The organism is Kitasatospora brasiliensis (assembly GCF_032654805.1).
GTDB classification, from domain to species: Bacteria; Actinomycetota; Actinomycetes; order Streptomycetales; family Streptomycetaceae; genus Kitasatospora; species Kitasatospora brasiliensis.
Map to the genome: position 1 here is coordinate 812,153 of NZ_JAUOOW010000002.1, position 26,345 is coordinate 838,497.

A 26,345-nucleotide genomic window follows, 5' to 3' on the forward strand; every position below is an offset into this window, starting at 1 on the left:
TATGCGCGGGGCGGCATTGGAGAATCGGGTCCGGCACCACGCGGCGGGTGCGGACTACGGGGAGGTGGCAGCGGAGTGGACCAGCTGACGGCGCACGATCCGAGGCGGATCGGGCCCTTCGAGGTGCTGGGGCGGCTCGGCGCGGGTGGGATGGGGCTGGTCTACCTGGCGCGGTCCGCGGCGGGGCGGCGGGTGGCCATCAAGACCGTGCGGGGTGAGCTGGCCGAGGACGAGCTGTTCCGGGTCCGCTTCGCCCGGGAGATCGCGGCCGCCAAGACGGTCGGCGGCTTCTACACGGCGGCCGTGGTGGACGCGGACGCGGACGCCCGGGTGCCCTGGCTGGCCACCGCGTACATCCCGGCCCCCTCGCTGGAGGACCTGGTCGAGGACTGCGGCCCGCTGCCGGTGGAGGCCACCCGCTGGCTGGTCGCCGGCATCGCGGAGGCCCTTGAGTCCATCCACGCGGCCGGGCTGATCCACCGCGACCTCAAGCCCTCGAACGTCCTGGTGGTCGAGGACGGCCCGAAGGTGATCGACTTCGGCATCGCGGCCGGAGTGTCCAGCACCCGGCTGACCATGACCAACGTCGCGGTCGGCACACCGGCGTACATGTCCCCCGAGCAGGCCCGCGACAGCCGTAACGTCCGGGGCGCCAGCGACGTCTTCTCGCTCGGCTCGCTGATGGTCTTCTGCGCCACCGGGCACCCGCCCTACCGGGGCACCAACCCGGTCGAGACGGTGTTCCAGCTGCTGCGCGAGGAGCCGGACCTGACCGGCATGCCGCCCGAGCTGATGGACCTGGTCCGGGCCTGCATGCAGCAGTCGCCCGAGCACCGGCCCACCCCGGCGCAGATCCAGGCCGAGCTGGCCCCGCACCTGTTCTCCCGGGACGACGCCACCGGCGAGGCCGGGGACTGGCTGCCGGCCAACGCGCTGGAGCTGATCGAGCGCAAGCGCGGCCGCCGTCCGGTCACCGCGCCCGCGCGTCCGGCCCAGCCGCCGACGCCGCCCCCGCCCCCGCAGGCGCCGCCCGCGCCCGTCCCGTCGCAGCACCTCGGGACGGTCGACCCGCGCACCAACCCGGGGCGGCACGCCCAGCCGCCGGCCGGGCCGGTGCACAGCCCGCCGCAGTCGGGCCCGGCCTCGGACCCCGAGATCCCGACCGCGAAGATCGCCTCCCCGAACAGGCACCGGGCGCCCACCGGCGGCGCCGTCGAGGTGCGGCTGTCCGGCGCCTCGGTGCGGATAGGCCCCGGGCCGCGGGCCGAGTACGAGCAGCCCGGCCCGAACACCGCCCCGGCCGCGACCGACTGGGTCCGCCGGGCCCCGACCCCGCCGCCGGCCCCGGTCGCCCGCTGGCGCCCCTGGCGCTTCCGGATGTCCAACGACGTCTGGGGCACCCCGGTGGTCGCCGACGGCACGCTCTTCGTCTCCAGCTTCGAGGTGCACGCGCTGGACATCGCCTCCGGCGAGCGCCGCTACAAGACCCGGGACGTCGCCTGGGCGCTCGCGGTGGACGCCGGCCGGGTGCACGCCGCGGACGGCCCGCACCTGTACACCGTGGACGCCGCGGACGGCGCCGAGCGCTGGCGCACCTCGCTGGACGGCTGGGTCTACTCGCTCTCCGCCGCCGACGGCGTGCTCTGCTGCGGCATCAGGGGCGGCGGCGTCCAGCTGCGCTCGGCCGCCAACGGCGCCGAGCTGTGGCGCGCCGACGACGCCCAGCAGGACTACGAGAACCCGCAGTCCGGCCCGGTCCTGGTGGGCGGCGCCGCCTACTACTACGGCGCCGGGCGGCTGCGCTGCGTGGACCCGCGCGGCGCGGGCCTGCGCTGGTCCTTCCCGGTCGGCGAGGACGTGCCCTCGCACCCGGTCGAGCGCGGCGGCGTGCTGTACGTGTCGGCCGGCACCCGGGTGTACGCGCTGGACGCGGCCAGCGGGGCCGAGCGCTGGCGCTTCGACGCCCCGGTGGTGCTGTTCACCCCGCCCGCCCTGGACGCCGACGCGGTCTACGTGGCCGACTACCTGGGCACGGTCTACGCGCTGGACGCGGCCACCGGCCTGGACCGCTGGCGAGGGGTCACCGGGCGCCGCCAGGGCGCCGACCCGGTGGTGGTCTCGGACGGCATGGTGCTGGTCGGCAACGGCGAGGTGCTGTACGCCTTCGAGGCGGCCACCGGCCGGGAGCGCTGGCGCTACACGGCGCGCGGCGAGATCGTCGGCTCCCCGGCGGTCGCCGACGGCCTGGTGCACCTGGGCAGCCGGGACCACTCGCTGCACACCCTGGACCTGGCCAGCGGTCAGCTGCGCTGGGAGCTGGGCACCAAGGGCGAGCTCACCGGCTCGCCGGTGGCGGTCGGCGGCCGGGTCTTCGTCGGCTCCAAGGACCGCTGCGTGTACGCCCTGGACGCCTTCTACGGCACGGCGGTGCCCGCCCGCTGAACCGCGGGCGGACACCGCCGTGGTCTACCGGCTGCGGCCGGTCAGGCCTTGCGGGCCTCGGGGTGGCGGCCGCACCAGCCCTCCCACGCCGAGGAGACCATCTCCGTCACGTCGTGGCGGGCGCTCCAGCCCAGCTCGCGGTGGATCAGGTCGGCGGAGGCCACCACCCGGGCCGGGTCGCCGGCGCGGCGCGGGGTCACCTCGGCGGCGGTGTCGTAGCCGGTGACCTTGCCGATCACCGCCAGCATCTCCTTGACGCTGACGCCCTCGCCGCGGCCGATGTTCAGCACCAGCCGGGTCGCGCCGGCCGGGTCGGCGGCCATCCGCTTGGCGGCCGCCACGTGCGCCGAGGCGATGTCGGAGACGTGGATGAAGTCGCGGACGCAGGTGCCGTCCGGGGTCGGGTAGTCGTCGCCGAAGATCCGCGGGGCCTGGCCGGCGGTGAGCCGCTCGAAGACCATCGGGATCAGGTTGAAGACCCCGGCGTCGGAGAGCTCGGGGGAGGCGGCGCCGGCCACGTTGAAGTAGCGCAGGGCCACGGTGGACATGCCGTGGGCCTTGCCGGCCGCGGCGACCAGCCACTCGCCGGCCAGCTTGGTCTCGCCGTACGGGCTCATCGGGGCGCAGGGCGTGGACTCGGTGACCAGGTCGACGTCGGGCATGCCGTAGACCGCGGCGGAGGAGGAGAAGAGGAAGCGCTTCACCCCGCCCTCGGCGGCGGCCTCCAGGACGGTCTGGAGGCCGATCATGTTCTCGCGGTAGTACATGAACGGGTGCTCGACCGACTCGCCGACCTGCTTCTTGGCGGCGAAGTGCAGGATGCCCTCGATGCCGTGCTCGCGGATCGCGGCGTCCAGGGCGGCGCGGTCCAGGGTCGAGCCCTCGATCAGGGGAACGCCGGCCGGCAGCCGGGAGGCATCGCCGGTGCTGAGGTCGTCCAGGACGGCGACGCGCTCCCCGGCGTCGAGCAGCTGTCGGACGACGTGTCCGCCGATGTATCCGGCACCGCCGGTGATCAACCAAGTCATGTGCCGATCCTAGGCGTTCGGATTCGGGCTCCCGCGTGCGGGCGAGTCGAACAGGCAATTCGGACAAAGTGGTGAAAAGCTGACAAGGATTTCCGTGCGCTCAGGCCAGCGCCCTCGGGCGTGGTGACGAATCGGAGGCAGCCAGGTGAGGCGTCACAAGGAACACACCCGCCCCCTGCCCGCCAGGCCCCGGCCGACCGGGCCGAGGGCGGTGGCCGGGCGGCTGCCGGCGGCGGTCGCGGTCGTGGTGGCGGCCGCGCTGGCGCTGGCCGGGTGCAGCAGCGGCTCGCCCTCCTCGTCCTCGGCCGCCGCCACCACCTCCCCGCAGGACTCCTCGACACCCGGCCCGTCGAACGGCGCCACCCAGCTCCAGGAGGCCTACCAGACGGTGATCGCCAACGTGCTGCCCTCCGTGGTGCAGATCACCACCGGCAGCAGCCTCGGCTCCGGGATCGTCTACGACGACAAGGGCGACATCGTCACCAACGCCCACGTGATCGGCTCGGCGACCAGCTTCACCGTGACCCTCGCCAACAGCACCACCACGCTGGACGCCGGACTGGTCGGCAGCTACCCCGACTCCGACCTCGCGGTGATCCGGCTGAGCAACCCGCCGAGCGGCCTCAGGCCGGCCAGCTTCGGCGACTCCGGCAAGGTCCAGCTCGGCCAGATCACCCTGGCCATGGGCAGCCCGCTCGGGCTCTCCAGCAGCGTCACCCAGGGCATCGTCTCGGCGACCGGCCGGACCGTCTCCGAACCCCAGGGCCCCGGCTCGCCGGGCGCCACCATCGGCAACATGGTGCAGACCTCGGCGGCGATCAACCCGGGCAACAGCGGCGGCGCGCTGGTGAACCTGGACAGCAAGGTGATCGGCATCAACACGCTCGCCGCGACCGAGCCGCAGGCCAACGGCGCGGCCGCCCCCGGCATCGGCTTCGCCATCCCGGCGACCACCATCACCAACATCGCCGACCAGCTGATCAAGCAGGGCAAGGTGACCAACTCCGGCCGGGCCGCCCTCGGCATCACCGCCCGGACCAGCTTCAACCAGCAGTTCCAGCCGGCCGGCGCGGTCATCGTGGCGGTCACCCCGGGCGGGGCGGCGGCCTCGGCGGGGCTCCAGGCGGGCGACGTGATCACCAAGATCGGCGACACCCCGGTCGACTCGCTGAACGCGCTCACCACCGCGCTCGCCTCGCTCACCCCGGGCAGCAAGGTCACCGTCACGTACACCAGGGACGGCGGCACCAAGACCGCCGACGTCACCCTCGGCGAGCTGGAGAGCGCCCAGAGCTCGCCCTGAGCCCCGGTACGGGGACGCCGGGCCGCACGCCGCGCAAGGGTTCAGCGGGCCGGGTGCCGTACCGGAACCGGCGCCGGGGCCTCGTCACTCTCTCGACGAGGTCCCGGCGCCCTGCCGTGCGGGGAGGGATCAGCGGCGGGTGGTGTGGGTGCGCCAGGGCAGCTCGACGGTGACGGTGGTCGGGCCGCCGTCCGGGCTGTCCACCAGGAAGACCCCGTCCACCGCGCGGATGCGCTCGGCCAGCCCGGCCAGGCCGCTGCCCGGGTAGGGGGCCGCGCCGCCCTTGCCGTCGTCCTGGACCAGCACCATCAGCTGGTCGTCCGAGCGCCACACCTCGACCGAGGCCGAGCGGGCGCCGGCGTGCTTGGAGACGTTGGTCAGCAGCTCGCTGACGGTGAAGTAGGCGATGCCCTCGACCGCCGAGTCCGGGCGCTCGGGCTGCCCGTCAGAGCCGGTCAGGTCGACGTTCACCCGGACCCCGCCGGGGACGGTGCAGCGGGCGGCGACCGAGGACAGCGCCGCGTCCAGGCCTCGGTCGGTGAGCACCGCCGGGTGGATGCCGCGGGCCAGGTCGCGCAGCTCCTGGAGGGCCAGCTTCACCTCACCGTGCGCGTTGTCGACCATCCTGGTGGCCGCCGCCATGTCGTCCTCGGACTCCACCTCGCGCAGCCGCTCCTTGGCCATGCCGAGGTCCATCGCCAGCGCGACCAGCCGGGCCTGGGCGCCGTCGTGCAGGTCGCGCTCGATCCGGCGCAGGTCGGCGGCGGCGGTGTCGACCACGGTGCCGCGGTCGTCCTCCAGCTCGCGCACCCGCTCCGCCAGGGCGCCGGGGAAGAGCAGCGACTCGATCAGGATCCGGTCCACCGCCGCCAGTCCGCGGACCACCCAGGGCAGCACCGGCCAGAGCACGATCACCGAGACCAGGGTCAACGCGAAGCTCAGGATGCCCCAGGGCAGCATCAGCACGTTGTAGAGCGCCGAGCGCCAGTTCAGCAGGTCGGTGAGCTGGGCGATGGTGTAGCCGGCCAGGCCCGGACGGCGCGGCTTCACCGGTTCCGGCTCGTCGATCGAGGAGTCGTACGCCGACCGCGCCCGGCGCCGGCCCAGCGCGCCCAGGGAGCGCGAGACGGCCAGGCCGCCGGCCAGCAGCGGCAGGCCGATCACGGTGATCGACAGCCCCAGGCCGACCGAGAGGGTGACCACGGTGAGCACGAAGCCGGAGATGCCCAGCGGCAGGTTGAGCAGCAGTCGGCCCGCCTGGTGCCACATCCTGCTGCCGTACAGCGGGGGGCGCTCCATCCGGGCGTCCTGCTCCTTGATGGCGTCCACGGCGCGGTGCAGCGGCTTCATGCGGATCTACCGTCCCTCTTGGTCGTGCGGGCTGGACCAAGCTTCCCGAACCGGGGGCGGTCGGTGCCATGGGGGTGATACATCTTCCGGACCGGGGGTTATCCCCACCCCCGCCCCTCGTCCGGGGCCCGCCCGGGACGTCCACCGGCCGTCTTGCGGAGCGGTCAGGGGTCGAACGGAGCAGAGTGGTCCCCTTAGACTCACGCATTGGCCGTGGTGCGCCAGGGTGCGCCGTGGTGTGGACCTGGTTGGGACCGTGAGAGCAAACGTCGTAGAACTGTCCTGAGGGCGGATTCACGGCCGAGGTGGAGGCGAAGGCATGGAGGGGCAGCACGCGGCTGCCGTCGCGGCCGACCCGGCGGTCGGCAGCGGCTACTTCGACGCGTACGCCGCGATGGGCCTGCTGGCCGTCGTCGGGGTGCTCTTCGTCGCCGTGGCGTTCACCGCCAATCGGCTGCTGCGACCGGTGGTCTACTCGCCCGAGAAACTCCTCGCCTACGAGTGCGGCGTGGACCCGGTGGGCGAGGACTGGGCGCACACCCAGATCCGCTACTACGTGTACGCCTTCCTGTACGTGATCTTCGCGGTGGACGCGATCTACCTGTTCCCCTGGGCGACCGTCTTCGCCTCCGCCGGGTACGGCGCCGGAACGCTGGTCGAGATGTTCCTGTTCATCGGCTTCCTCGCGGTCGGGCTGCTGTACGCCTGGAAGAAGGGCGTTCTGGAATGGACGTGACGCACTCCCACTCGCACGGCGCGCAGGACGGTCCCGTCCCGCTCGGCCTGCCGGACCCGTCCCGCCCCGGCGCCGTCGAGCGCCGCGGCATCGGGCCGCTGGCCCGGCTCGCGCCGGACCCGGTCAAGGTGGTGCTCAACTGGGGCCGCCGCTACAGCCTGTGGTGCTTCAACTTCGGGCTGGCCTGCTGCGCGATCGAGTTCATCGCCGCCTCCATGGCCAAGCACGACTTCATTCGGATGGGTGTCATCCCGTTCGCGCCCGGCCCCCGTCAAGCTGACCTGATGATCGTTTCCGGGACGGTCACCGACAAGATGGCGCCCGCCGTCAAGCGCCTCTACGAGCAGATGCCCGAGCCGAAGTACGTCATCTCCTTCGGCGCCTGCTCCAACTCCGGCGGGCCGTACTGGGACTCGTACTCGGTCACCAAGGGCGTGGACCAGATCATCCCGGTGGACGTCTACGTGCCCGGCTGCCCGCCGCGGCCGGAGGCGCTGCTCCAGGGCATCCTCAAGCTCCAGGAGAAGATCGCCGCCGAGTCCCTGCCGGACCGCTACACCACGCCCGCCGCGGCGCTGCGGCGCCCGCTGGTGGCCGGGCCTTCGACTCCTTCGACTCCTTCGACTCCTTCGACTGAGGGGGATGTGTCGTGACCACGGCCGAGCAGTACGCGGCGTCGGTCGGGGAGTGGGCGACCGGCGCCGAGGCGTACGGGCTGATCACCGTCGACGTCCCCGCCGAGCACTGGATCGAGGCGCTCACCAACGCCAGGGACGTCCTGGGCCTGGGCTTCTTCGACTGGCTGAGCGCCGTCGACGAGCTCGCCGAGGGCTTCTCCGTGGTCGCCCACCTGGCCGCCGTCGAGACGCCGGGCGTACGGCACCTCGCGGTGCGCACCCGGCTGCCGCGCGACAAGGCGGCGCTGCCGACCGCCGTCGCCGTGTACGCGGGCGCCGCCTGGCACGAGCGCGAGACCCACGAGATGTTCGGCATCGACTTCCCCGGGCACCCCCACCTGGTCACCCTGCTGCTGCCGGACGGCTTCGAGGGGCACCCGCTGCGCAAGGAGTTCGTGCTCGCGGCCCGGGTCGCCAAGGACTGGCCCGGCGCCAAGGAGCCGGGCGAGTCGGACCACGGCGGCGGGCCGGCCCGGCGCAAGATGCTGCCGGCCGGCGTGCCGGACCCCAACGAGTGGGGGCCGCTCAAGGGCACCCTGCCGCCGGTCGCCGAGCGGCCCGCGCGCGGTGCGCGGGCGGCGGGCGCGGCGCGTACGCCCCGGGCGGCTGCCGCTGCTCCCGCTGCTGCCGCTGCCGAGGGCGGTGCGCCGGCGGTGCGGGCGGACCGGCCGCGGCGGACCAGGTCGGTCTCGGAGGGGTCGGCGAGCCAGGCGGCCGCTCCTGAAGCTCCCACCGCTCCTGAAGCTCCCACCGCTGCTGAGGCTCCCGCTGCTGCCGCTGCCGAGGGCGGTGCGCCGGCGGTGCGGGCGGACCGGCCGCGGCGGACCAGGTCGGTGTCCGAAGGGTCGGTCAGTCAGCCGGCCGCTCCCGAGGTTCCCGCGGCGCGGCCCCGGTCCTCCGACGCGCCCTGGCACAACCCGGTGCCCGCCCACGATGAGAAGCCCTCGGACGAGAAGCCTTCGGGTGAAAAGCCGGCCGGGCCCGAGAAGCCGGCCGGGCCCGAGAAGCCGGCCGGGCCCGCGGAGCCGGTCGAGCAGAAGGACGACCCCTCGGCCGGAGCGGCCGACCAGGACGGAGACGGCGCGTGAACCTGCTCGACACGGTGCTGCGCTGCGTCGCCACCCTCGTCGTCTTCCTGGTCTTCCCGCTGGTCATCGGCCAGACCGAGCACAAGGTCATGGCACACATGCAGGGCCGACTCGGCCCGATGTACGCGGGCGGCTTCCACGGCTGGGCGCAGCTCGTCGCGGACGGGGTGAAGTTCGCCCAGAAGGAGGACATCGTCCCGGCCGGGGCGGACCGCCGGATCTTCCAGCTGGCACCCGCCGTCTCGCTGCTGCCGTACCTCTTCGTGCTGCTGGCGATCCCGGTCGGCCCGAACGGCTTCGTCGGCCAGGCGGTCGACGCCGGCCTGTTCTTCGTGCTGGCCGTGATGGGCGTCGGCGTGATCGGCAAGCTGATGGCCGGCTGGGCCTCGGCGAACAAGTTCTCGCTGCTCGGCGCCCTGCGCACGGCCGCGCAGCTGATGTCCTACGAGCTGCCGATGGTGCTGGCGGCGGCCTCGGTGGCGATGGCCGCCGGTACCCTGTCGCTGCCCGGGATCCTGGACGCCTGGGAGTGGTACTGGCTGCCCTGGCAGATCATCGGCGCGTTCGTCTTCTTCACGGCCGGCCTGGCCGAGCTCCAGCGCCCGCCGTTCGACATGCCGATCGCCGACTCGGAGATCATCTTCGGCGCGTACACCGAGTACACCGGGCTGCGCTTCGCGCTCTTCCTGCTGTCCGAGTACGTCGGCATCCTGGTGGTGTCCGCGCTGACGGCGGTGCTCTTCCTGGGCGGCTGGCACGGACCGATGTCGGACCAGCTCGGCTGGCTCTGGATGATCCTCAAGACCTTCGGACTGGCCTTCGTGGTCATCTGGCTGCGGGTCACCTACCCGCGTCTGCGCGAGGACCAGCTGATGCGCTTCGCGTGGACGGGCCTGATCCCGCTCGCCCTGGTCCAGCTGGCCCTCACCGGCATCATCAAGGTGGCGATCTCATGAGCGAGCGAAGCGAGCGAATCATCGGTAGGTGCGTATGGGCGAATGCCCCTGCCGAGCGTAGCGAGGTGGGCGCATGAGTTTTCCCGGTGTCGGTCTGGCCAAGGGGCTGGCCGTGACGCTGCGGACGATGACGAAGAAGAGCGTCACCGCGCAGTACCCCGACGTGCAGCCGGTGCTGCCGCCGCGTTCCCGTGGCGTCATCGCGCTGCTGGAGGAGAACTGCACGGTGTGCATGCTCTGCGCGCGCGAGTGCCCGGACTGGTGCATCTACATCGACTCCCACAAGGAGACGCTGCCGGCCGCCGAGCCGAACGCCCGGGCCCGCACCCGCAACGTGCTGGACCGGTTCGCCATCGACTTCTCGCTCTGCATGTACTGCGGGATCTGCATCGAGGTCTGTCCGTTCGACGCGCTGTTCTGGTCGCCGGAGTTCGAGTACGCGGAGACCGACATCCACGAGCTGACCCACGAGCGGGACAAGCTCCGCGAGTGGATGTGGACCGTCCCCGCGCCGCCGGCGCTGGATCCGGCGGCCGAGGACCCCAAGGAGATCGCCACCGCGCGCAAGGCGGCGGACAAGCTGGCCGCCGCGGCTGCCGCCGCCGTCGCATCGGCTACCGAGGAGAAGGGTGACGACGCGTGATCGGTGCCGCCACGCTTCTCGCGGCGACCGGGTCCCTGGACCCGGCCGCCCGTTCTTTCCTGTCCCCGACCGGGCAGGAGATCGTCTTCCTGCTGGTCGGCATAGCCGTACTCGGCTCGGCCGTGGTCTCCGTGACCACCAGGCAGCTGGTGCACGCCGCCCTGTGGCTGGTGGTCGCGCTCGGTGGGCTGGCGGTGGAGTTCCTGTTGCTCACGGCCGAGTTCATCGCCTGGGTGCAGGTGCTGATCTACCTCGGCTCGGTGGTCGTCCTGGTGCTGTTCGGACTGATGCTCACCAAGGCGCCGATCGGGCGCTCGCCGGACGCCGACTCCAAGAACCGCTGGGTGGCCCTGGTCGTGGCGCTGGCCTCGGCCGGGACGCTGGTCACCCTGGTGGTCGACGCCTTCCGGACCTCCTGGATCGACCTCGGCCAGGGCGGCGGCTCGGCCGCCGTCACCGGGGCCAGCCTGTTCCGGCACTGGGTGCTGCCCTTCGAGGCGCTGTCGGTGCTGCTGCTGGCGGCGCTGGTCGGCGCGATCGTGCTGTCCCGCGGGTCCGGGCGGCGGGTGCCGGCGCCCCGGGCGGGCAAGCTGCGCGCCGGGCGGCCGGTCGGGTCGAACGGGACGGTCGCCGCGACGGCGCCCTCCGAGCCCGTTGCGGCGACCGCCGAGTCCGTGACGGAGGAGAGCTGATGCACCTCGCCTACCCCGCCGTCCTCGCCGCGCTGCTGTTCAGCGTCGGCGTGTACGGCGTGCTCGCCCGGCGCAACGCCGTCCTGGTGCTGATGTCCGTCGAGCTGATGCTCAACGCCGTCAACCTCAACCTGGTCGCCTTCGACGCCTGGCTGCGCGACTCGCTGCACGCCGGGCAGGCGCTCACCCTGTTCACCATCACCGTCGCCGCCGCCGAGGTCGGGCTGGGGCTCGCCATCGTCCTGCTGCTGTTCCGGGCTCGGGGCACCGCGGACATCGACCGGGCCACCGCGCTCGGCGACCCGGCCGAGGCGCTGCCCGTCGAGGAGACGCCGGTCGGGGCCGGGGCCCCGGTCGGAGCCGAGGCACTGAAGGGCCAGGCCACCGCATGAACCTCGCCCTGCCCGTACTCGTCCCCACCCTGCCGGCGCTCGGCGCCGCCGCCACCCTGGCCGTCGGCAAGAAGGCACCCGGGCTGGCCCGGCCGCTGGCGATCGTCCCGGTCGCCGTCTCGGCGGTGCTCGCCCTGGTGGTCGCCCTCCAGCTGGGCACCGGCCAGACCCTGGACGCCGCCACCCGGCTCACCCCGACCGGCGGCCCGGACATCGCGCTCGCCCTCCACCTGGACGGCTTCAGCTCGCTGATCTCGGTGCTGGTCGGCCTGGTCGCCACCTGCGTCCAGGTCTACTCGACCGCGTACCTCGCGAAGGACCCGCGCTACCCCTCGTACGCGGCGCTGGTCTCACTGTTCACCGCGGCGATGTTCCTGGTGGTCTACTCGGGCGACCTGATCGTGCTGCTGGTCGGCTGGGAGGTCATGGGCCTGTGCTCGTACTTCCTGATCGGCCACCACTGGGAGAGCGCGGACGCCCGCTCGGCCTCGCTGAAGGCCTTCCTGGTCACCAAGCTCGGTGACGTGCCGTTCCTGTTCGGGATCTTCCTGCTCGGCGCGGACGCCGGCAGCTTCCGCATCCCGGACGTGCTGGCCGCCGCGACGGACGGCCGGCTCGGGCACCCGACGCTGACCGCGCTGCTGCTGCTCGCCGGCGTGGCCGGCAAGAGCGCGCAGTTCCCGCTGCACACCTGGCTCCCGGACGCGATGGCCGGCCCGACGCCGGTCTCCGCGCTGATCCACGCCGCCACCATGGTCGCGGCCGGCATCTACCTGGTCGCCCGGCTGCTGCCGGTGTTCCTGCTGTCGGGCGCGGCGCTGGTCGTGCTCGCGGTGATGGCCGCCGTGACGATGATCGGCTCGGCGCTCTGCGCGCTCGCCCAGGACGACCTCAAGCGGGTGCTCGCCTACTCCACCGTCGGCCAGCTCGGCTACATGGCCGGCGCGCTGGCCAGCGGGGACCGCGAGGCCTCCGTCTTCCACCTGGTCAGCCACGGCGCGTTCAAGGCGCTGCTGTTCCTGGCCGCCGGTGTGGTGATCCACGCCGCGCACACCAACTCGCTCTCTGCGATGTCCCGCATCCCGGGGCTGCGCAAGCGGGTGCCGGACGCCTACTGGACGATGGGCATCGCGCTGATCGCCCTCGTCGGGCTGCCGCCGTTCTCCGGCTTCTTCAGCAAGGAGGCGGTGCTGTCCGCCGCCGAGCACGCCGCCAACGGGGAGGCGCTGACCAACGGGCTCGGCCCGTCCTCGGCGGTGCCGCAGGCGGCCGGGTGGATCGTGCTGATCTCCGCCGGGCTCACCGCGCTGCTCACCGCCGCGTACGCGACCCGGCTCTTCCTGGTCGCCTTCCACAGCCCGGCCGGTGCCGCCGCGGCCGCACCGGTGGTGCTGCCCGCCGCCGACCGGGCCACGGTCGTGGCCGACCACGAGGCCGGCGCGCCCTACTCGCCCGAGCTCGACGAGGCGGACCCGGCCAGCGCCGAGCCGCCCGCGATGCGCTGGCCGCTCTGGGTGCTGGCCGTGCCGACCATGGGCTTCGGCATCGCCGGCCTGCGCTCGGACTGGCTGCCCGCGCTGCTGGACGGCGGCACGCTGCGGCCCTCCGCCGTCACCGCCGTGACCGCGACCGGGCTCGCCGTGGTCGGCGTCATCGCCGCGTACGGCGCCTGGCGTGCGGCGACCTCCCGGCTGGACACCGGCCGCCCGGCCCCGGCCGCCGCCGGCCGGGTGCCCGGGCAGGGCGGAACCCCGGTCGCCGAGGTGATCGTCGCCGACCCCGGGCGCACCCTGCTCGGCCCGCTGTTCGGCCCGGCCCGGCACGGCTTCGGCGTCGACCGGCTGTACCATGCGCTGTTCGTCCGCCCGGTCGGCGCCGCCGCCAAGCTGGTCCGCTTCCTCGACCGCGAGGTCGTCGAGACCTATGTGCGCGGCAGCGGAGTCGGCGCCAACCTGCTCGGCCGGGCCGTCCGGCTCGCGCAGACCGGCAACGCGCAGACGTACCTCAGCGCCCTGCTGGCCGCGGTCGTACTGCTGGCCGTCCTGGTGGCGGTGTAACCGGTGCCGCTGCCCTTCACCTCCGTCCTCTCGACCGCTGCCGGGAGCCCCCGATGAACGCAGTCCTCATCGCCCTCCTGGTGCTGCCGCTGCTCGGCGCCGCGCTCACCCTGGCGCCGGTGTTCGGGCCGGACCGGGCCGTGGCCGACCGGCGGGCCCTGCGGCTGAACACCGTCGTCACCGGCGCGGTGTTCCTGCTCGGCGCGGCCCTCGCGGTCGGCTTCGACCACGACGAGCCCGCCCGGATGCAGGCCACCACCGACCTGTCCTGGATCCCGGCCCTGCACGTGCGCTTCCACCTCGGGGTGGACGGCGTCTCGCTGCCGCTGATCGTGCTGACCGCACTGCTCACCTTCCTCTGCGCGCTGTACTCGGAGAAGCGGCTGCCGAGCGGGGAAGCCCGGGGCGGGGCCCCTGATGAGCACCGTCCGTCCGCGCAGGCGTTCGTCGGGCTGTTCCTGCTGCTCGAAGTCGGCATGCTCGCCACCTTCGCGGTGCTGGACCTCCTGCTCTTCTTCCTGGCCTTCGAGATCGTCCTGATCCCGATGTACTTCCTGATCGCCCGCTGGGGCAGCGGCGCCAAGGTGCCGGCCGCCAACCGGTTCATCCTCTACACGCTGCTCGGCTCGGCCGTGATGCTGCTCGGCTTCCTGCTGATCGGCAGCAAGGCCGGCACCTTCGACATGCAGGCCCTGGCCACCGCGCACGGCAGCGGCCTCAGCCACACCACCCAGGTGATCGCCGCGCTGGCGATCCTGGTCGGTCTCGCGGTCAAGGCCCCCGCCTGGCCGCTGCACAGCTGGCTCCCCGACGCGCACACCGCCGCCCCGACGGTGGGCTCGGTGCTGCTCGCCGGCGTGCTGCTGAAGATGGGTACGTACGGTCTGGTCCGCGTCCTCCTCCCGGTCGTGCCGGACGGCGCCGCCACGCTGGCCCCCTATCTGGGCGCCTTCGCGGCCGTCGGCATCGTCTACGGCTCACTGGCCTGCCTGGCGCTGGCCCGCCCCGGCGCCAAGGGCGACCTCAAGCGCCTGATCGCCTACTCCTCCGTCGGCCACATGGGCTTCGTGCTGCTCGGCATCGCCTCCCTCACCCCGGTGGGCGTCAACGGCGCGCTGTTCGCCAACATCGCCCACGGTCTGATCACCGGTCTGCTGTTCTTCGTCGTCGGCGCGCTCAAGGACCGCTACGGCACGGCCGACCTCGACACCCTCTCCGGCACCACCGGCGCCGCCCTGTACGGCCGGGCCCCGCGGCTCGGCGTGCTGCTCGCCTTCGCCGCCGTCGCCAGCCTCGGCCTGCCCGGCCTGGCCGGCTTCTGGGGCGAGCTGCTCGCCATGTTCGGCGCGTTCGACCCGGCCGACGGCCTGTCACGCCCCGCGTTCGTCACCTACATGGCGCTGGCCGGCCTCGGCACCCTCCTCACCGCCGCGTACCTCCTGATCGTGGTCAAGCGTGTCTGCATGGGCGACCCCGAGCAGCCCGCACCGGTGGCCGAGCTCGCCGACCTGCGCCCGTACGAGGCCGTCAGCTGGACGCCGCTGGCCGCGCTCACCCTGCTCGCCGGACTCTGGCCCGCGCTGCTGCTCGGCCTCTCCGACCCCGCCGTCAAGCACCTCCTCGGGGGTGGCTGACCGTGCTCGCAGCCCAGACCGCCGCACTCGGACCTCACTCCACGGGGCAGCACACTGTGACCTCCCTCGCCGTAGCCAACCCGGGCAGCCTGATCCAGTCCGTGGACTGGGTGGCGATCGCGCCCCCGCTGATCGCCGCCGTGGCCGCCGTGGCCGTGCTGCTCACGGACCTGTTCCTGCCCGAGCGGCACAAGAAGTGGCTCGGCCGCCTCACCGCGGCCGGACTCGCCCTCGCCCTCATCGCACTCCTCCCTCTCACCGGCGGATCACCCCGAGCGACCTTCTGTGCGCAGAACGTAGCAGGGGGGTCTGACAACGGCGGCTGCTCGTACGTCGCCGACCACTTCGCCCTGGTGTTCCAGCTGCTCGCCCTCGGCGGCGCGCTGATCGCGGCGCTGCTGTCGGCGCACACCGTGGAGAGCGAGAGGCTGCCGCGCGGCGAGTACTGGTTCCTGCTGCTCTCCAGCGCCACCGGCGCCGCGCTGCTGCCCGCCTCCCGCGACCTCGCCACCATGGTGATCGCCCTGGAGGTCGCCTCGCTGCCCGCCTTCGCCCTGGTCGCGCTGCGCCGGGACGGCCGGGGCGCGGAGGCCGCGTTCAAGTTCTTCGTCTCCTCGGTGACCGCCACCGCCGTGATGCTGCTCGGCGTCGGCTTCGTCTACGCGGCGAGCGGCAGCCTGCACCTGGACGCCGTCGCCCAGGGCCTGGAGCACGCCCCCGGGCAGCTCAAGCCGCTGGCCGAGGCGGGCGCGGTGCTGACCCTGGTCGGCTTCGCCTTCAAGGTCGCCGCCGTCCCGTTCCACTTCTGGGTGCCCGACACCTACACCGGCGCGCCGCTGCCGGTGGCCGGCTACCTCTCGGTGGTCGGAAAGGCGGCCGGCCTGTCCGGGCTCGCGCTCGCCACCACCATCGCCTTCCGCCCGTACGCGGGCACCTGGGGGCCGGTGCTCGCCGTGCTGGCCGCCGTCACCATGACCGCCGGCAACGTCGGCGCGCTGCGGCAGCGCTTCGACACCCGCTACAGCGCGGTGCGGCTGCTCGCCTGGTCCTCGGTCGGCCAGGCCGGGTACCTGCTGGTGCCGCTCGCCGCGGCCGGCTACACGCCGGCCGGCCTCGACCCGCTCGGCGCCACCGCCGCGTACGCGCTGATCTACGGCGTGGTGAACCTCGGCGCCTTCGGGGTGGTCGCCGCCGTCGGCCGCCGGGCCGGGGCCAGCGTGGACGACTTCCGCGGCCTGTTCGCCCGCAACCGCTGGACGGCGCTGGCGCTCGCCTTCTTCCTGCTCTGCCTGGCCGGGCTGCCGCCGGGTCTGGTCGGCGTGTTCGGCAAGGTCGTGGTGTTCCGCGCGGCGGTCGACGCCGGGCTGGGCTGGCTGGCCGTGGTGATGGCCGTCAATGTGGTCGTCGCCCTGTACTACTACCTGCTGTGGACGGCCCGGCTGTTCGCCCCGGCCCCGGACGACGCGCAGGACGACGCGTCGGTCGAAGCGGCCGCCGGCCGCCGACTGCCGCTGAGCCTCACCGCGACGCTCGGGCTCACCGCCTCGGCGGCGGTGGTCCTCTCGGTGGCCCCACAGCTGGTCCTCCAGGTCGCGGGCGGCTCGCTGTTCTGAGCCGCTTCGGGGTCGGTTCGGGGTCGGTTCGAGGCCCGGCCGTAGCCGCTTCGGAGCCGCTTCCCGGGCCGCTTCCCGGGCCGGTTCCGGAGTCGGTTCGGAGTCGACCCAAGGCCGGTTCCGGGCCGCGCCGGGCGCCGGCGCGGCCCGGTCCGTCGGTGTCACGTCGATCACCGTCTCGGGTCACAAGGGAACAAGGCCCTCGGCCCCACCCGTTGAGCGGGCAAGAGGGACGAGGCAGAAAGGGCTTCCCCACCGCACCATTGGAGGGCCTGACGTGCACAGCCGGCACAACGGACTGAGGACCGCGGTCCTGCTCGGGGGCCTCTCGGCACTGATCCTGGCGATCGGCAGCTTCTTCGGCCGCACCGGTTTCGTGATCGCCCTGCTGGTGGCCCTCGGTACCAACGCCTACGCCTACTGGAACAGCGACAAGCTCGCGCTGCGGGCGATGCGGGCCCGGCCGGTCAGCGAGTTCGAGGCGCCGGAGCTGTACCGGATCGTCCGCGAGCTCTCCACCTCGGCCCGCCAGCCGATGCCCCGCCTCTACATCTCCCCGACCCCGGCCCCGAACGCCTTCGCCACCGGCCGCAACCCGCGCAACGCCGCCGTCTGCTGCACCGAGGGCATCCTGCGGATCCTGGACGAACGCGAGCTGCGCGGCGTGCTCGGGCACGAGCTGAGCCACGTCTACAACCGGGACATCCTGATCTCCTCGGTGGCCGGGGCGCTCGCCTCGGTGGTGATGTTCCTGGTGAACTTCGCCTGGCTGATCCCGTTCGGCCGCAGCGAGGACGACGACGGCCCGGGGCTGTTCGGGATGCTCGCCATCATGATCCTCGGCCCGCTCGCGGCCGGGCTGATCCAGATGGCGGTCAGCCGCTCCCGCGAGTACCAGGCGGACGCCGACGGCGCCCGGATCACCGGGGACCCGCTCGCCCTCGCGAGTGCCCTGCGCAAGCTCGACGCCGGCACCCGCCAGCTGCCGCTCCCGCCGGAGCCGCAGCTCCAGACGGCGAGCCACATGATGATCGCCAGCCCCTTCCGCCCCGGCGAGGCCGGCGCGAAGCTCTTCTCCACCCACCCGCCGATGGCCGAGCGGATCGCCCGCCTGGAGCGGATGGCCGGCTACCAGCGGTAGCGCCCGGCGAGGGCGCTCGGCGAGCGCGCCGTACGCCCTCGAACCCTCGGGCGGACCGGGCTCCCGGCGGCCCCGCGCTCGTTAGGATGATGCCGCGCCCGTCCGTCCGGGCGCGGCATCCGGAGGGAGAGGGCCGTCATGGCAGACGAGAGGACCGGGGACGCGCCGGCCCGACGACGCGGCCAGGGCGAACTGGAGGCCCAGGTGCTCGCGGTGCTCCAGCGGGCGCCCGGCCCGGCCGCCGCGGGGTGGGTCCAGGAGCGGCTGGAGGGCGACCTGGCGTACACCACGGTGATGACCATCCTGTCCCGGCTGCACGCCAAGAACGCCGTGACCAGGACCCGCTCCGGCCGTTCCTACCTCTGGCAGGCGTCCTCGGACGCCGCCGGACTGGCCGCGCTGCGGATGCGCCGGATGCTCGACGGGGAGGCGGACCGGGACGCCGTCCTGGCCAGTTTCGTCACCGCGCTGCTGCCGCACGACGAGGAACTGCTCCGGGCGCTGCTGGACGCCACGTCCGCCGATCCGGCAGCGCCCGACCGTGAGAGCTGACCCGTGGGCTTCTTCGTCTTCCTCCCGCTCGTCCTGCCGCTCACCGCGGTCCCGATCGCGCGCCTGACCGAGCAGCACCTGCACCCGCGCGGCGCGGCCCGGCTGATGACCGTGATCAGCGCGGTGATGGCGGTGTGCAGCGTGCTCTGCCTCGTGCTGATCGGCGTGGTGGGCACCGCCCAGATCCCCGGCAACCCGCTGCCGGACAGCTGGTCCGACCCGGAGGTGCGGGCCGCGCTGCCGTACCACGAGACGGTCGGCACCGCCGCGATGTGGCTGCTGGCCCTGGTGAGCCTCGCCTGCTCCCGGACGGTCGTCCGGCACCTGCGGGTACGGGCCCGCGCCCGCCGGGCGCTGGCCGGGCTGCCCGTCGGGCCGGACGGGGCCGACGACCTCGCGGTGCTGCCGGACCACAGCCCGTACGCCTACGCGCTGCCCGGCTCGCCCGGCCGGGTGGTGGTCTCCACCGGGATGCTGGCCGGCCTGGCCGCCGACGAGCGCGAGGCGCTGCTCGCGCACGAGCGGGCGCACCTGCGCCACCGCCACCACCGGTACCTGCTGACCACCCAGCTGGCCGCCTGCGTCAACCCGTTCCTGCGGCCGTTGCAGTCCGCGGTGGCGTACAGCGCGGAGCGGTGGGCGGACGAGGACTCGGCGCAGGCCGTGGGGGACCGCCGGATCACCGCGCGGGCGGTGGCCCGGGCGGCCCTGGTCTCGCACGCCGCCCCGGCGCCGGGCTTCGCGGCCTTCGCCACCCCGGCCACCGCGGCCGGACCGGTGCCGCGCCGGGTCGCCGCGCTGCTCGGCCCGGTGCCGACCTCCCGCAACTGGCCGCCGGCCAAGACCCCGGCGGGCCTGGCGGCCATGGTCGCGGCGATCGGTACGGCGGTGTCGGCGCTGTGCGCGCTCAACGCCGTGGTGGCCCTGCTGGTGCTGCTGAAGGCCGTCACCCCGCTCTAGAGCCCCTGGAGCCGTCAGAGCTCCGCGGCCAGCTCGTAGGCCGGACCCCGGCGGCCGCCAAGAAGCCGGCCAGCCGGCCCGGCAGCGAACGCGCCGGCCGTTCAGCCCTGCACGGCCTCCCGGAGGGTGCGGAACTCCGCGGCCAGCCCGTCCAGCGTGTAGTGGGCGTTGAGGCCGCTGGGGTTCGGCAGCACCCACACCTCGGTGTCGCCGATGCCCTCCGGCTGGCGTCCGAGCGCGGCCCGGCGCTGCCCGAAGGCCGTCCGGTAGGCGCCGATGCCGAGGACGGCCAGGGCGCGCGGCCGCAGCCGCAGTACCCGTTCGCGCAGCGCGGCGCCGCCCTCGCGCAGCTCCTCGGCGGTCAGCTCGTCCGCCTTGGCGGTGGTGCGCGGGGCGACGTTGGTGATGCCCAGGCCGAGGGCGAGCAGCTCCCGCTGCTCGTCCGGCCGGAACTGGCGGTCGGTGAAGCCGGAGCGGTGCAGGGCGGGCCAGAAGCGGTTGCCGGGGCGGGCGAAGTGGTGCCCGGTGGCGCCGGACCACAGGCCCGGGTTGATGCCGCAGAACAGCACTCGCAACCCGGGCCCGGTGACGTCCGGGATGGTGGTGTCCTTGGCGGCCAGCAGCTGTTCGGCGGTGGGCTTCGACGGCCCGGCGGTGGGCTTCGGCTGCTCGGCGGTGGGCTTCATCGGTGCGCGCGGATTCACCCGGCCAAGTCTGCCGTGCCCTGCGCCGGAGCCGGCGCGGGCTCCGGAGCCGCGGCGGCCGCCGCCCGGCGGTCGCGCAGCCACCGCAGGCCGAACACCACCGCGGCCGCGTAGGCCCAGCCGACGAAGACGTCGATGATGAAGTGCTCCGCGCCGTAGACCAGGGTGAACGTCATCGCGAGCGGATAGGCGACCAGCACCGCCCGCAGCCAGGGCCGGGCGGTGGGCCAGAAGAAGAACAGCAGCATCGCCGGGTAGGCGGAGTGCAGCGAGGGCATCGCGGCGACGTCGTTGGCGAACTGGCTGCCGTTCTCCAGCAGCGAGCTGGCCTGCGGCAGCCCGCTCTGCGAGATCACCTCCCAGACCACCCGGGACAGGTGCGGCAGGTTGCCCGCCTGGGAGGTCAGCCACGGCGGCTCGGCCGGGTAGAGCAGGTAGGTGGCGAAGCCCGCGAAGGTGAGCGCCAGGTAGGCGGCGAGCAGCTGCCGGAAGCGGTGGTGCGCGCGCCGCCAGAGCACCGCGAGCAGCAGGAAGACGACGAAGAAGTGCGAGAGGTAGACGGCTACGGCGATGTAGTCGTACCAGTGCGGCGAACCGGGGGTGTAGAGGCCGTGCTGGAGCCGGACGGTCCAGGTCTCGCCGAAGCCGAGCACCTCGTCGAAGCGCAGCTGCGGCAGCCAGTGCGGGGCCCACGGGGTGTGCGCGCCGTAGCCGCGCAGCAGCGAGTACGTCCACACCACGGCCATCACCGGCACCCAGTCGCGCAGGACCAGGAGGAAGCCGCGCGGGCCGTGCCCGCTGTGCACGGCCCCGGTCAGCAGGGCGCCGATCAGCCAGAGGAACAGCACGTCGTTGGCCGTGGGGATGCCCTCGGTCCGCAGGAACCAGAGGAAGAACGTCAGGTAGATCGGCCACGCCAGCAGCCGGAGTCTCGACCAGCCCGTCACGCGTGGGCGGGGCGGAGGCACCGGGCGCGGCTGCCCGGCCCGCACGTCGTGCGGGGCCGGGGGGAGGGTCTTGGTCATGCGCACCGAAACTAGCAACCCAAACTTGGAGGACTCTGGGTGAAACATGACTGGTTCGTAAGAGCGTGCGATCCAGTCGGCACCCGGTTCGATGGACGGTCAGGCGGGCTCGGGCGTGGCCGGGTACGGGTCAGGCCACGATGCCCAGCTCGTGCGGGGTGTTGTTGAGGCGGCGTCCGCCGGACGGGGTGACGGTGACGATGTCCTCGATCCGCACCCCGAACCGGCCGGGCAGGTAGATCCCGGGCTCGATCGAGAAGCACATGCCGGGCACCAGCGGCCGCTCCTCGCCCTCGACCAGGTACGGCGGTTCGTGCGTGGTGGTGCCGATGCCGTGGCCGGTGCGGTGGATGAAGTGCTCGCCGTACCCTCCTTCGGTGATCACCCGGCGGGCGATCCGGTCGATCTCCTGGCAGCCGACCCCGGGGCGGACCGCCTCGAAGGCGGTCTGCTGGGCGCGCCGGACCAGCTCGTGCACCGTCCGGACCTCCTCCGGGACGTCCGGGCCGACGTGCACCGTCCGGGTGGTGTCGGAGCCGTAGCCGTCCTTGAGGCCGCCGAAGTCCAGCACCACCGTGTCACCCGTACGGATGACACGGTCACCGGCCTCGTGGTGCGGGTCGGCGCCGTTCGGGCCGGAGCCGACCACGGTGAAGTCGACCTGGCTGTGCCCGTGCCGGATGAGCAGCGCGGCGAGGTCGGCGGCCACCTCGGACTCCCGGCGGCCGGCGAAGGCGACCTCCAGGATGCCCCGGTAGGCGGCGTCCGCCGCGCCGCCGGCCGCGGCCAGCCGCTCCAGCTCCTCGGTGTCCTTGACGGCGCGCAGCATCGGCAGGGTCTCGGTGAGCGAGGTGAAGGAGGCGCCGGGCAGCGCGGACTGGAAGCCGAGCAGGTGCAGCGCCCAGGTGTTGTCGGAGACGCCGTACCGTCCGGCCGGGTCGAGCAGCGGGCCCGCGGTGGCGTACGGGCTCTCGCCGTCGGACCAGTCGAGCAGCCGGACGGCCGGGGCGCCGACCGCCTTCTCGGCGTCCGGGCGCTCCAACGTGGGGACGACCAGGGCGGGTTCGCGTCCGGCGGCGAGGACGAGGGCGGTCAGCCGCTCGGTGATCGCGGTGGGCGTGTAGCCGCACAGGTAGGCCAGGTCGGGGCCGGGGGCGATGACCAGGCCGGCCAGTCCGGCGGCGGTTGCCTCGGCGGTGGCGCGGGCCATCCGGGCGCGGTGGTCCTCGACGGTGAAGGGGCGGGGCACGGTGGTTTCTCCTCGGGGGCCGGGCGGGCTCTGCTGGGACTCCATCGCGTCAACTCCATCATGTTCGCGCGGAGTTGGCGAAGCCCTCGGGGAGGCGGGGGTGCGATCGGGGCGGTCGGCGGGGGGTGCTGCCGGGGAGTTCATCCGGTCCTCCTTCGGTGCGGCGGTGAGGTTCGGGACGGCACCGGACGCGGCGCCGAGGCCCGCCCGGGAGGCTTCGCGGCGGGCCGTACCCGGCCAGTTCACCCGGTTGCCGGGCCTGTCGCATGCGGCGGGCGGCCGGGTGGGTGAGCGGGCGGTCTCAGCCCTCCCCGGCGGCCGGCGCCTCGGCGGGCCAGGTGGCGCGGCGCAGCGTGCGGCTCGCGGTCGCGGCCAGCAGCGCGGCGGCGAGCAGGGCGCTGATCGCGACCAGCACGGCGGCGGGGGAGGAGCGGTCCAGCAGCAGGCCGGCGACGAAGCTCCCGGCGGGCATCCCGGCGGTGAGCAGCGTCATGGTCGCCGCGATCACCCGGCCGCGCAGCGCGTCCGGCACCTGGCGGAAGACCAGCAGGTCGAGCATCACCCGCATGCTCGGCACGCCCGCGCCGAACACGAACAGCGCGGCGAAGACGGTCGGCGCCCCGCCGGGCAGCAGCGGCGCCAGCGGGACGGCTACGGCGCTCCAGGCGATCGCGAGCAGCAGCACGCCGGGGCCGGCCAGCCGGTGCAGCCGCGCGACCAGGGCGGTGCCGGCCAGCGCCCCGACCGCCTCGCCGGCCAGCGCCAGACCGATCCCGGCGCTGCTGGTGCCGTGCTCGCGCAGCAGCACCATGACGGGCAGCAGCAGTGCGGTCCCGGCCAGGTTGATCACCAGCAGGACGGCCAGGGCGCCGCGCAGCAGCGGGGAGGCGGCGAGGACGCGGAAGCCGGCCAGGGCGCCGCCCCCGGCGGGCTTGCCCGGGGCCGCGGACTCGTGCGGGCTGGGGAAGCGCACCGCGACGGCGGCGGTCACCGCGAGCAGGGAGGCGAGTGCGGCGCCGAGGAAGGGGACGGCGTGGCCGAGCCCGAACAGGAACCCGGCCAGTGGCGGCCCGGCCAGCGAGGCCCCGCTCATCCGGGCCTCGTCCTGGGCCAGTGCCTGGGGCAGCTGCTCCGGCGGGACGACCGAGCGCAGCGCGAGCATCCGGACCGGGCCGCTGTAGGCGACGGTCGCGCCGATCACGGCGGCGACCAGCAGCAGGTGGACCAGGTTCGGCGCCCCGAACGCCAGGGCCGCCGGGACGCTGGCGAGGGCGAGCAGCCGGGCGGTGTCGGCGGTGATCAGCACCCGTCGGCGGTCCACCCGGTCGGCCACCGCGCCGCCGTGGACGCCCAGCAGCAGGGTGGTGACCATCTGCACGGCGCCGAAGGCCCCGGCGGAGGTGGAGGAGCCGGTGAGCGCGAGGACCAGCAGGGGGAAGGCGGTGTCGCCGATCACCATGCCGAGGGTCGCGCAGGCCTGGCCGGCCCACAGGGCCTGGAATCGCAGGTTGCGCCGTAGCGGTACGGGTTGCTCCGTGGTCGCTGCCGTCAGTTGGTCCGTCATGTCCGCCCCGATCCGCGTTGCGACTGGCTGTCATTCACGCTGGCATGAATGGTGGCGCAGACGTGATTGATTACGCAAGAGTGATTGCTGACCTGCACGTGATTGCTGACGAATGCGTGATCGGTGACCGGCGCGTGAGCGCTCACCGAGGCGTGATTGCGCGAGGAGCGGCCGATCTGGAAGGGTGGGCCCGTGGTCGAGCACGCACCGGAACCCGCCGACAGCGGCGAGCAGCAGTCCGTCACCTGGGTCAAGGAACGCCAGGTGTCCGACGTCGCGGTGCTCAAGGCCCTCGCCGACCCGCTGCGCCTGGCCATCCTCGGCGCCCTCCAGGCCTCCGAGGGCCGCCCGCTGACGGCCAAGGAGCTCGCCGCCGCGCTCGACGAGCCGCAGACCAAGCTCTACCGGCACATCAAGCAGCTGGAGAAGGCCGGGCTGGTCCTGGTGGCCGGCACCCGGCTGGTCTCCGGCATCGTGGAGAGCCGCTACCGGGTCGCCCAGGCGTCGATCCGGCTGGCCCCCGGGATGTTCACCGCCGACTCGCCGACCCGCTCCGACGCGTACGACGCCGTCCTGGCCGCGATGGACCGGGTGCGGGCCGATTTCCGGGCCAGGATCGCCGGGGGCCGGCTGGACTTCGGCCGGCCGGCGGACGGCTCGGGCCCGCCGTCCGGGCTGTTCGCGGACTTCACGCTGCGGCTCGGTCCGGAGCGGTTCGAGCGGCTGCGCTCCCAACTGGCCGAAATCTTCGACGAACTGAACGAAGAGCCACCGAGTACGGCCGAGGACGCGCTGGATGTGACCGCCTTCACCCTGCTCTACGGTCTCCGACCGGGCACGGAATCATAAATTCCGGGCCGGTTGTCAGTGCGGTGGGACACCATGTCCGGCATGTCCTACGAACTCCAGGCGCTGATAGGAACACAGGAGCTGCTGACGGTGGCAGCGGCGGAGGTTCCGGCGGCCCGGGTGGTGCCGTTGGCGCAGGGCCTGGCACTGATCCCGGTCACGCCCACCGTCCTCGCCGCGCTCCAGAGCGACGCCACCGCGCGCAAGTCCGGCGGCGGGGCCGGATTCGGCTGGCACTCGGCCGGCTTCGAACTCCGGCTGGCCGCCTGGTCGAAGGCCGGCCCGATCGCCTGCGTCGAAGCCGAGTACCTCGGCGGCAGCGGCGCCCAGCGCGCCGCCGTCTGGGCGGACGGTGAGGTCGCCCTCGGCCCGCTCACCATCGGCGAGTTCGAACCCTCCCCGGCCGAGGGCACCCCGATCTCCCGCGTCCTGCGCCGGCTCGGTGCCCGCACCGAGGAGGGCCGCGTCGACGAGTTCGAAACGGTCGGCCTGGCCCGGCACCGCACCACCGCCGGCTGGGCCGACCTGCCTGCCTGACCCGCCCGCCCACCCGCCCGATCCGCCTGCCTGGCCTGCTCGCCTGATCCGCCGGCCTGATCCATCCGCCTGAGCCACCGCCACCACCCGTACGGCCTCGCCCGCCTGAGCTGCCCTGCCCTGCCCGGTCAGCCGAACCCGGGGTGGATCAGCCGTCCGTGGTGGATGAGGGACACGGACTGCTTGAGGCGGTGGGTGCGGATGCTGATCTCGTAGCCCCTGATGCCCTCGATGCCGGCCAGGCGGCCGCTGAGGTAGCGGTAGAAGTCCTGGGTGTCCTTGCAGATGACGACGGCCATCAGGTTGTGCTTGCCGCTGGTGGCCGAGACGAAGGCGCACTCGTCGTGCCGGCCCAGTTCCTCGCCGATCCGGTGAAGACCGGGCAGGTCGACCTGGAGCCAGAGGATGGCGTTGAGCTCGTACCCGAGGCGATCGGGCAGGATGTCGATGCCGTACGCGAGGGAGCCGGCGGCTTCCAGGGCCTCCAACCGGCGGGCGACCCGCGGCGCGGACCAGCCGGTGACCTCCGCCAGGCGGGTGTGGGAGGCGCGGCCGTCCTCGGCCAGGGCCTCGAAGAGGGGGACGTCCTCGTCGGTCGCGGCGAGCGGCGGCCCGCTGGGTACGGGGCGTTCCGCCGTCAGCCGTCGCACCTGCTCGTCGGTCAGCGAGCGCTCCCCGCCGGCCCAGCCGGCCGTGTCGGGGCCGGTGAACGTGTGGACGAGCAGGTCGACGCTCAGGTCGAGGACGGAGGCGGCCCTCGGGAGCTGCCGCAGCAGGACGTCGTCCCGCCCGGTGCCGACGGCCGAGCGGATGGTGCAGATGATCTCCGACCCGCCGGAGGCGATGCTGGCGTAGCCGACCTCGGGCCTGCGGGCGAGGGAGTCGGCGACGGGCCCCACGGCGTCCGGGCGGCAGCGCAGCCGGGCGATCCACTCCGCCTGCCCGTGGGCGGCCGGGCTCCTCAGCCCGACGACGCGCAGGACCCCGCCGCGCCGCAGGGCGTTGTAGCGGCGGGCCACGGTCTGTTCGGACGCTCCGAGGATCTCGCCGAGGCGGCGGAAGGAGGCCCGGGGAGCGCAGTGCAGTCCTTGGATGATTCTGCGGTCCAGATCGTCGGTCATGGAGGAATCCTTACACCGCACGCGTCCGGATG

24 protein-coding genes are annotated in these 26,345 nt (G+C 73.7%); 17 read left to right on the forward strand and 7 right to left on the reverse strand.

The features are described from left to right. The first annotated feature begins 75 nt into the window (after window positions 1–75). A complete protein-coding gene (locus QWJ13_RS11530) occupies window positions 76–2,442 on the forward strand; it encodes an outer membrane protein assembly factor BamB family protein (RefSeq protein ID WP_316523437.1) in 2,367 nt (788 codons plus the stop codon). A gap of 41 nt (window positions 2,443–2,483) precedes the next feature. Here QWJ13_RS11530 and galE read toward each other — a convergent pair whose 3' ends face one another. Continuing rightward, window positions 2,484–3,470, reverse strand: coding sequence for a UDP-glucose 4-epimerase GalE (gene galE / locus QWJ13_RS11535; RefSeq protein WP_316523438.1), 987 nt, complete (start codon window positions 3,468–3,470; stop codon window positions 2,484–2,486). A gap of 175 nt (window positions 3,471–3,645) precedes the next feature. Here galE and QWJ13_RS11540 point away from each other — a divergent pair, with 175 nt between their 5' ends. Next, window positions 3,646–4,773 carry a S1C family serine protease gene (locus QWJ13_RS11540; protein WP_432277496.1) on the forward strand — a complete coding sequence of 376 codons (1,128 nt, stop codon included), beginning with the start codon at window positions 3,646–3,648 and terminating at the stop codon, window positions 4,771–4,773. Window positions 4,774–4,902: 129 nt separating this feature from the next. On the opposite strand, the gene QWJ13_RS11545 is transcribed toward QWJ13_RS11540, so the two are convergent. After that, a complete protein-coding gene (locus QWJ13_RS11545; protein WP_316523998.1) occupies window positions 4,903–6,072 on the reverse strand; it encodes a sensor histidine kinase in 1,170 nt (389 codons plus the stop codon). 370 nt (window positions 6,073–6,442) lie between these two features. On the opposite strand from QWJ13_RS11545, the gene QWJ13_RS11550 reads away from it, so the two are divergent. The 13 genes from QWJ13_RS11550 (at window position 6,443) to QWJ13_RS11610 (ending at window position 19,264) form a co-directional block, all read left to right on the forward strand. Further along, the gene (locus tag QWJ13_RS11550; RefSeq protein ID WP_316523439.1) at window positions 6,443–6,859 is read left to right on the forward strand and encodes an NADH-quinone oxidoreductase subunit A; all 417 of its coding nucleotides are present in this window, start codon (window positions 6,443–6,445) and stop codon (window positions 6,857–6,859) included. Continuing rightward, window positions 6,850–7,512 (forward strand): NADH-quinone oxidoreductase subunit B, encoded by a 663-nt coding sequence (locus tag QWJ13_RS11555; RefSeq protein ID WP_316523440.1) that lies wholly within the window; start codon window positions 6,850–6,852, stop codon window positions 7,510–7,512. Before QWJ13_RS11550 ends, QWJ13_RS11555 begins: the two co-directional genes overlap by 10 nt. Then, the gene (locus QWJ13_RS11560; RefSeq protein WP_316523441.1) at window positions 7,509–8,624 is read left to right on the forward strand and encodes an NADH-quinone oxidoreductase subunit C; all 1,116 of its coding nucleotides are present in this window, start codon (window positions 7,509–7,511) and stop codon (window positions 8,622–8,624) included. The genes QWJ13_RS11555 and QWJ13_RS11560 overlap by 4 nt, the downstream gene beginning before the upstream one ends. Continuing rightward, entirely contained in the window at window positions 8,621–9,580 is a 960-nt protein-coding gene (nuoH, locus tag QWJ13_RS11565) for an NADH-quinone oxidoreductase subunit NuoH (protein WP_432277484.1), read from the forward strand. The genes QWJ13_RS11560 and nuoH overlap by 4 nt, the downstream gene beginning before the upstream one ends. 73 nt (window positions 9,581–9,653) lie before the next feature. Continuing rightward, window positions 9,654–10,223 carry a NuoI/complex I 23 kDa subunit family protein gene (locus QWJ13_RS11570; RefSeq protein ID WP_316523442.1) on the forward strand — a complete coding sequence of 190 codons (570 nt, stop codon included), beginning with the start codon at window positions 9,654–9,656 and terminating at the stop codon, window positions 10,221–10,223. Beyond that, entirely contained in the window at window positions 10,220–10,915 is a 696-nt protein-coding gene (locus tag QWJ13_RS11575; RefSeq protein WP_316523443.1) for an NADH-quinone oxidoreductase subunit J family protein, read from the forward strand. Before QWJ13_RS11570 ends, QWJ13_RS11575 begins: the two co-directional genes overlap by 4 nt. Next, the gene (nuoK, locus tag QWJ13_RS11580; RefSeq protein WP_316523444.1) at window positions 10,915–11,307 is read left to right on the forward strand and encodes an NADH-quinone oxidoreductase subunit NuoK; all 393 of its coding nucleotides are present in this window, start codon (window positions 10,915–10,917) and stop codon (window positions 11,305–11,307) included. The genes QWJ13_RS11575 and nuoK overlap by 1 nt, the downstream gene beginning before the upstream one ends. After that, window positions 11,304–13,364, forward strand: a complete 2,061-nt coding sequence (locus tag QWJ13_RS11585) for an NADH-quinone oxidoreductase subunit 5 family protein (RefSeq protein WP_316523446.1) — start codon at window positions 11,304–11,306, stop codon at window positions 13,362–13,364. The genes nuoK and QWJ13_RS11585 overlap by 4 nt, the downstream gene beginning before the upstream one ends. A 53-nt stretch (window positions 13,365–13,417) precedes the next feature. Then, entirely contained in the window at window positions 13,418–14,998 is a 1,581-nt protein-coding gene (locus tag QWJ13_RS11590) for a complex I subunit 4 family protein (protein ID WP_316523447.1), read from the forward strand. Between the two features lie 56 nt (window positions 14,999–15,054). Then, window positions 15,055–16,611, forward strand: coding sequence for an NADH-quinone oxidoreductase subunit N (locus tag QWJ13_RS11595; RefSeq protein ID WP_316523449.1), 1,557 nt, complete (start codon window positions 15,055–15,057; stop codon window positions 16,609–16,611). Window positions 16,612–16,888: 277 nt separating this feature from the next. Beyond that, on the forward strand, window positions 16,889–17,752 hold the full coding sequence (gene htpX / locus QWJ13_RS11600) for a zinc metalloprotease HtpX (RefSeq protein ID WP_316523450.1): 864 nt from the start codon (window positions 16,889–16,891) through the stop codon (window positions 17,750–17,752). Between the two features lie 138 nt (window positions 17,753–17,890). After that, a complete protein-coding gene (locus tag QWJ13_RS11605; RefSeq protein ID WP_316523451.1) occupies window positions 17,891–18,304 on the forward strand; it encodes a BlaI/MecI/CopY family transcriptional regulator in 414 nt (137 codons plus the stop codon). Window positions 18,305–18,307: 3 nt separating this feature from the next. Then, complete coding sequence (locus QWJ13_RS11610) at window positions 18,308–19,264, forward strand: M48 family metalloprotease (protein ID WP_316523452.1); 957 nt, start codon at window positions 18,308–18,310, stop codon at window positions 19,262–19,264. A gap of 101 nt (window positions 19,265–19,365) precedes the next feature. On the opposite strand, the gene mug is transcribed toward QWJ13_RS11610, so the two are convergent. The 4 genes from mug to QWJ13_RS11630 form a co-directional block, all read right to left on the reverse strand. Then, a complete protein-coding gene (mug, locus tag QWJ13_RS11615; protein ID WP_316524001.1) occupies window positions 19,366–19,950 on the reverse strand; it encodes a G/U mismatch-specific DNA glycosylase in 585 nt (194 codons plus the stop codon). A gap of 14 nt (window positions 19,951–19,964) precedes the next feature. After that, window positions 19,965–20,993, reverse strand: coding sequence for a phosphatase PAP2 family protein (locus QWJ13_RS11620; RefSeq protein WP_316523453.1), 1,029 nt, complete (start codon window positions 20,991–20,993; stop codon window positions 19,965–19,967). A gap of 130 nt (window positions 20,994–21,123) precedes the next feature. Next, window positions 21,124–22,287 (reverse strand): aminopeptidase P family protein, encoded by a 1,164-nt coding sequence (locus QWJ13_RS11625; protein ID WP_316523454.1) that lies wholly within the window; start codon window positions 22,285–22,287, stop codon window positions 21,124–21,126. A 256-nt stretch (window positions 22,288–22,543) separates the two neighbouring features. Then, window positions 22,544–23,806, reverse strand: a complete 1,263-nt coding sequence (locus tag QWJ13_RS11630; RefSeq protein WP_316523455.1) for an MFS transporter — start codon at window positions 23,804–23,806, stop codon at window positions 22,544–22,546. Between the two features lie 192 nt (window positions 23,807–23,998). On the opposite strand from QWJ13_RS11630, the gene QWJ13_RS11635 reads away from it, so the two are divergent. Then, a complete protein-coding gene (locus QWJ13_RS11635) occupies window positions 23,999–24,655 on the forward strand; it encodes an ArsR/SmtB family transcription factor (protein ID WP_316523456.1) in 657 nt (218 codons plus the stop codon). A gap of 42 nt (window positions 24,656–24,697) precedes the next feature. Beyond that, window positions 24,698–25,192 (forward strand): hypothetical protein, encoded by a 495-nt coding sequence (locus QWJ13_RS11640; RefSeq protein ID WP_316523457.1) that lies wholly within the window; start codon window positions 24,698–24,700, stop codon window positions 25,190–25,192. 128 nt (window positions 25,193–25,320) lie between these two features. Here QWJ13_RS11640 and QWJ13_RS11645 read toward each other — a convergent pair whose 3' ends face one another. Beyond that, window positions 25,321–26,313 carry an Lrp/AsnC family transcriptional regulator gene (locus tag QWJ13_RS11645; protein WP_316523458.1) on the reverse strand — a complete coding sequence of 331 codons (993 nt, stop codon included), beginning with the start codon at window positions 26,311–26,313 and terminating at the stop codon, window positions 25,321–25,323. Window positions 26,314–26,345: the final 32 nt, after the last annotated feature.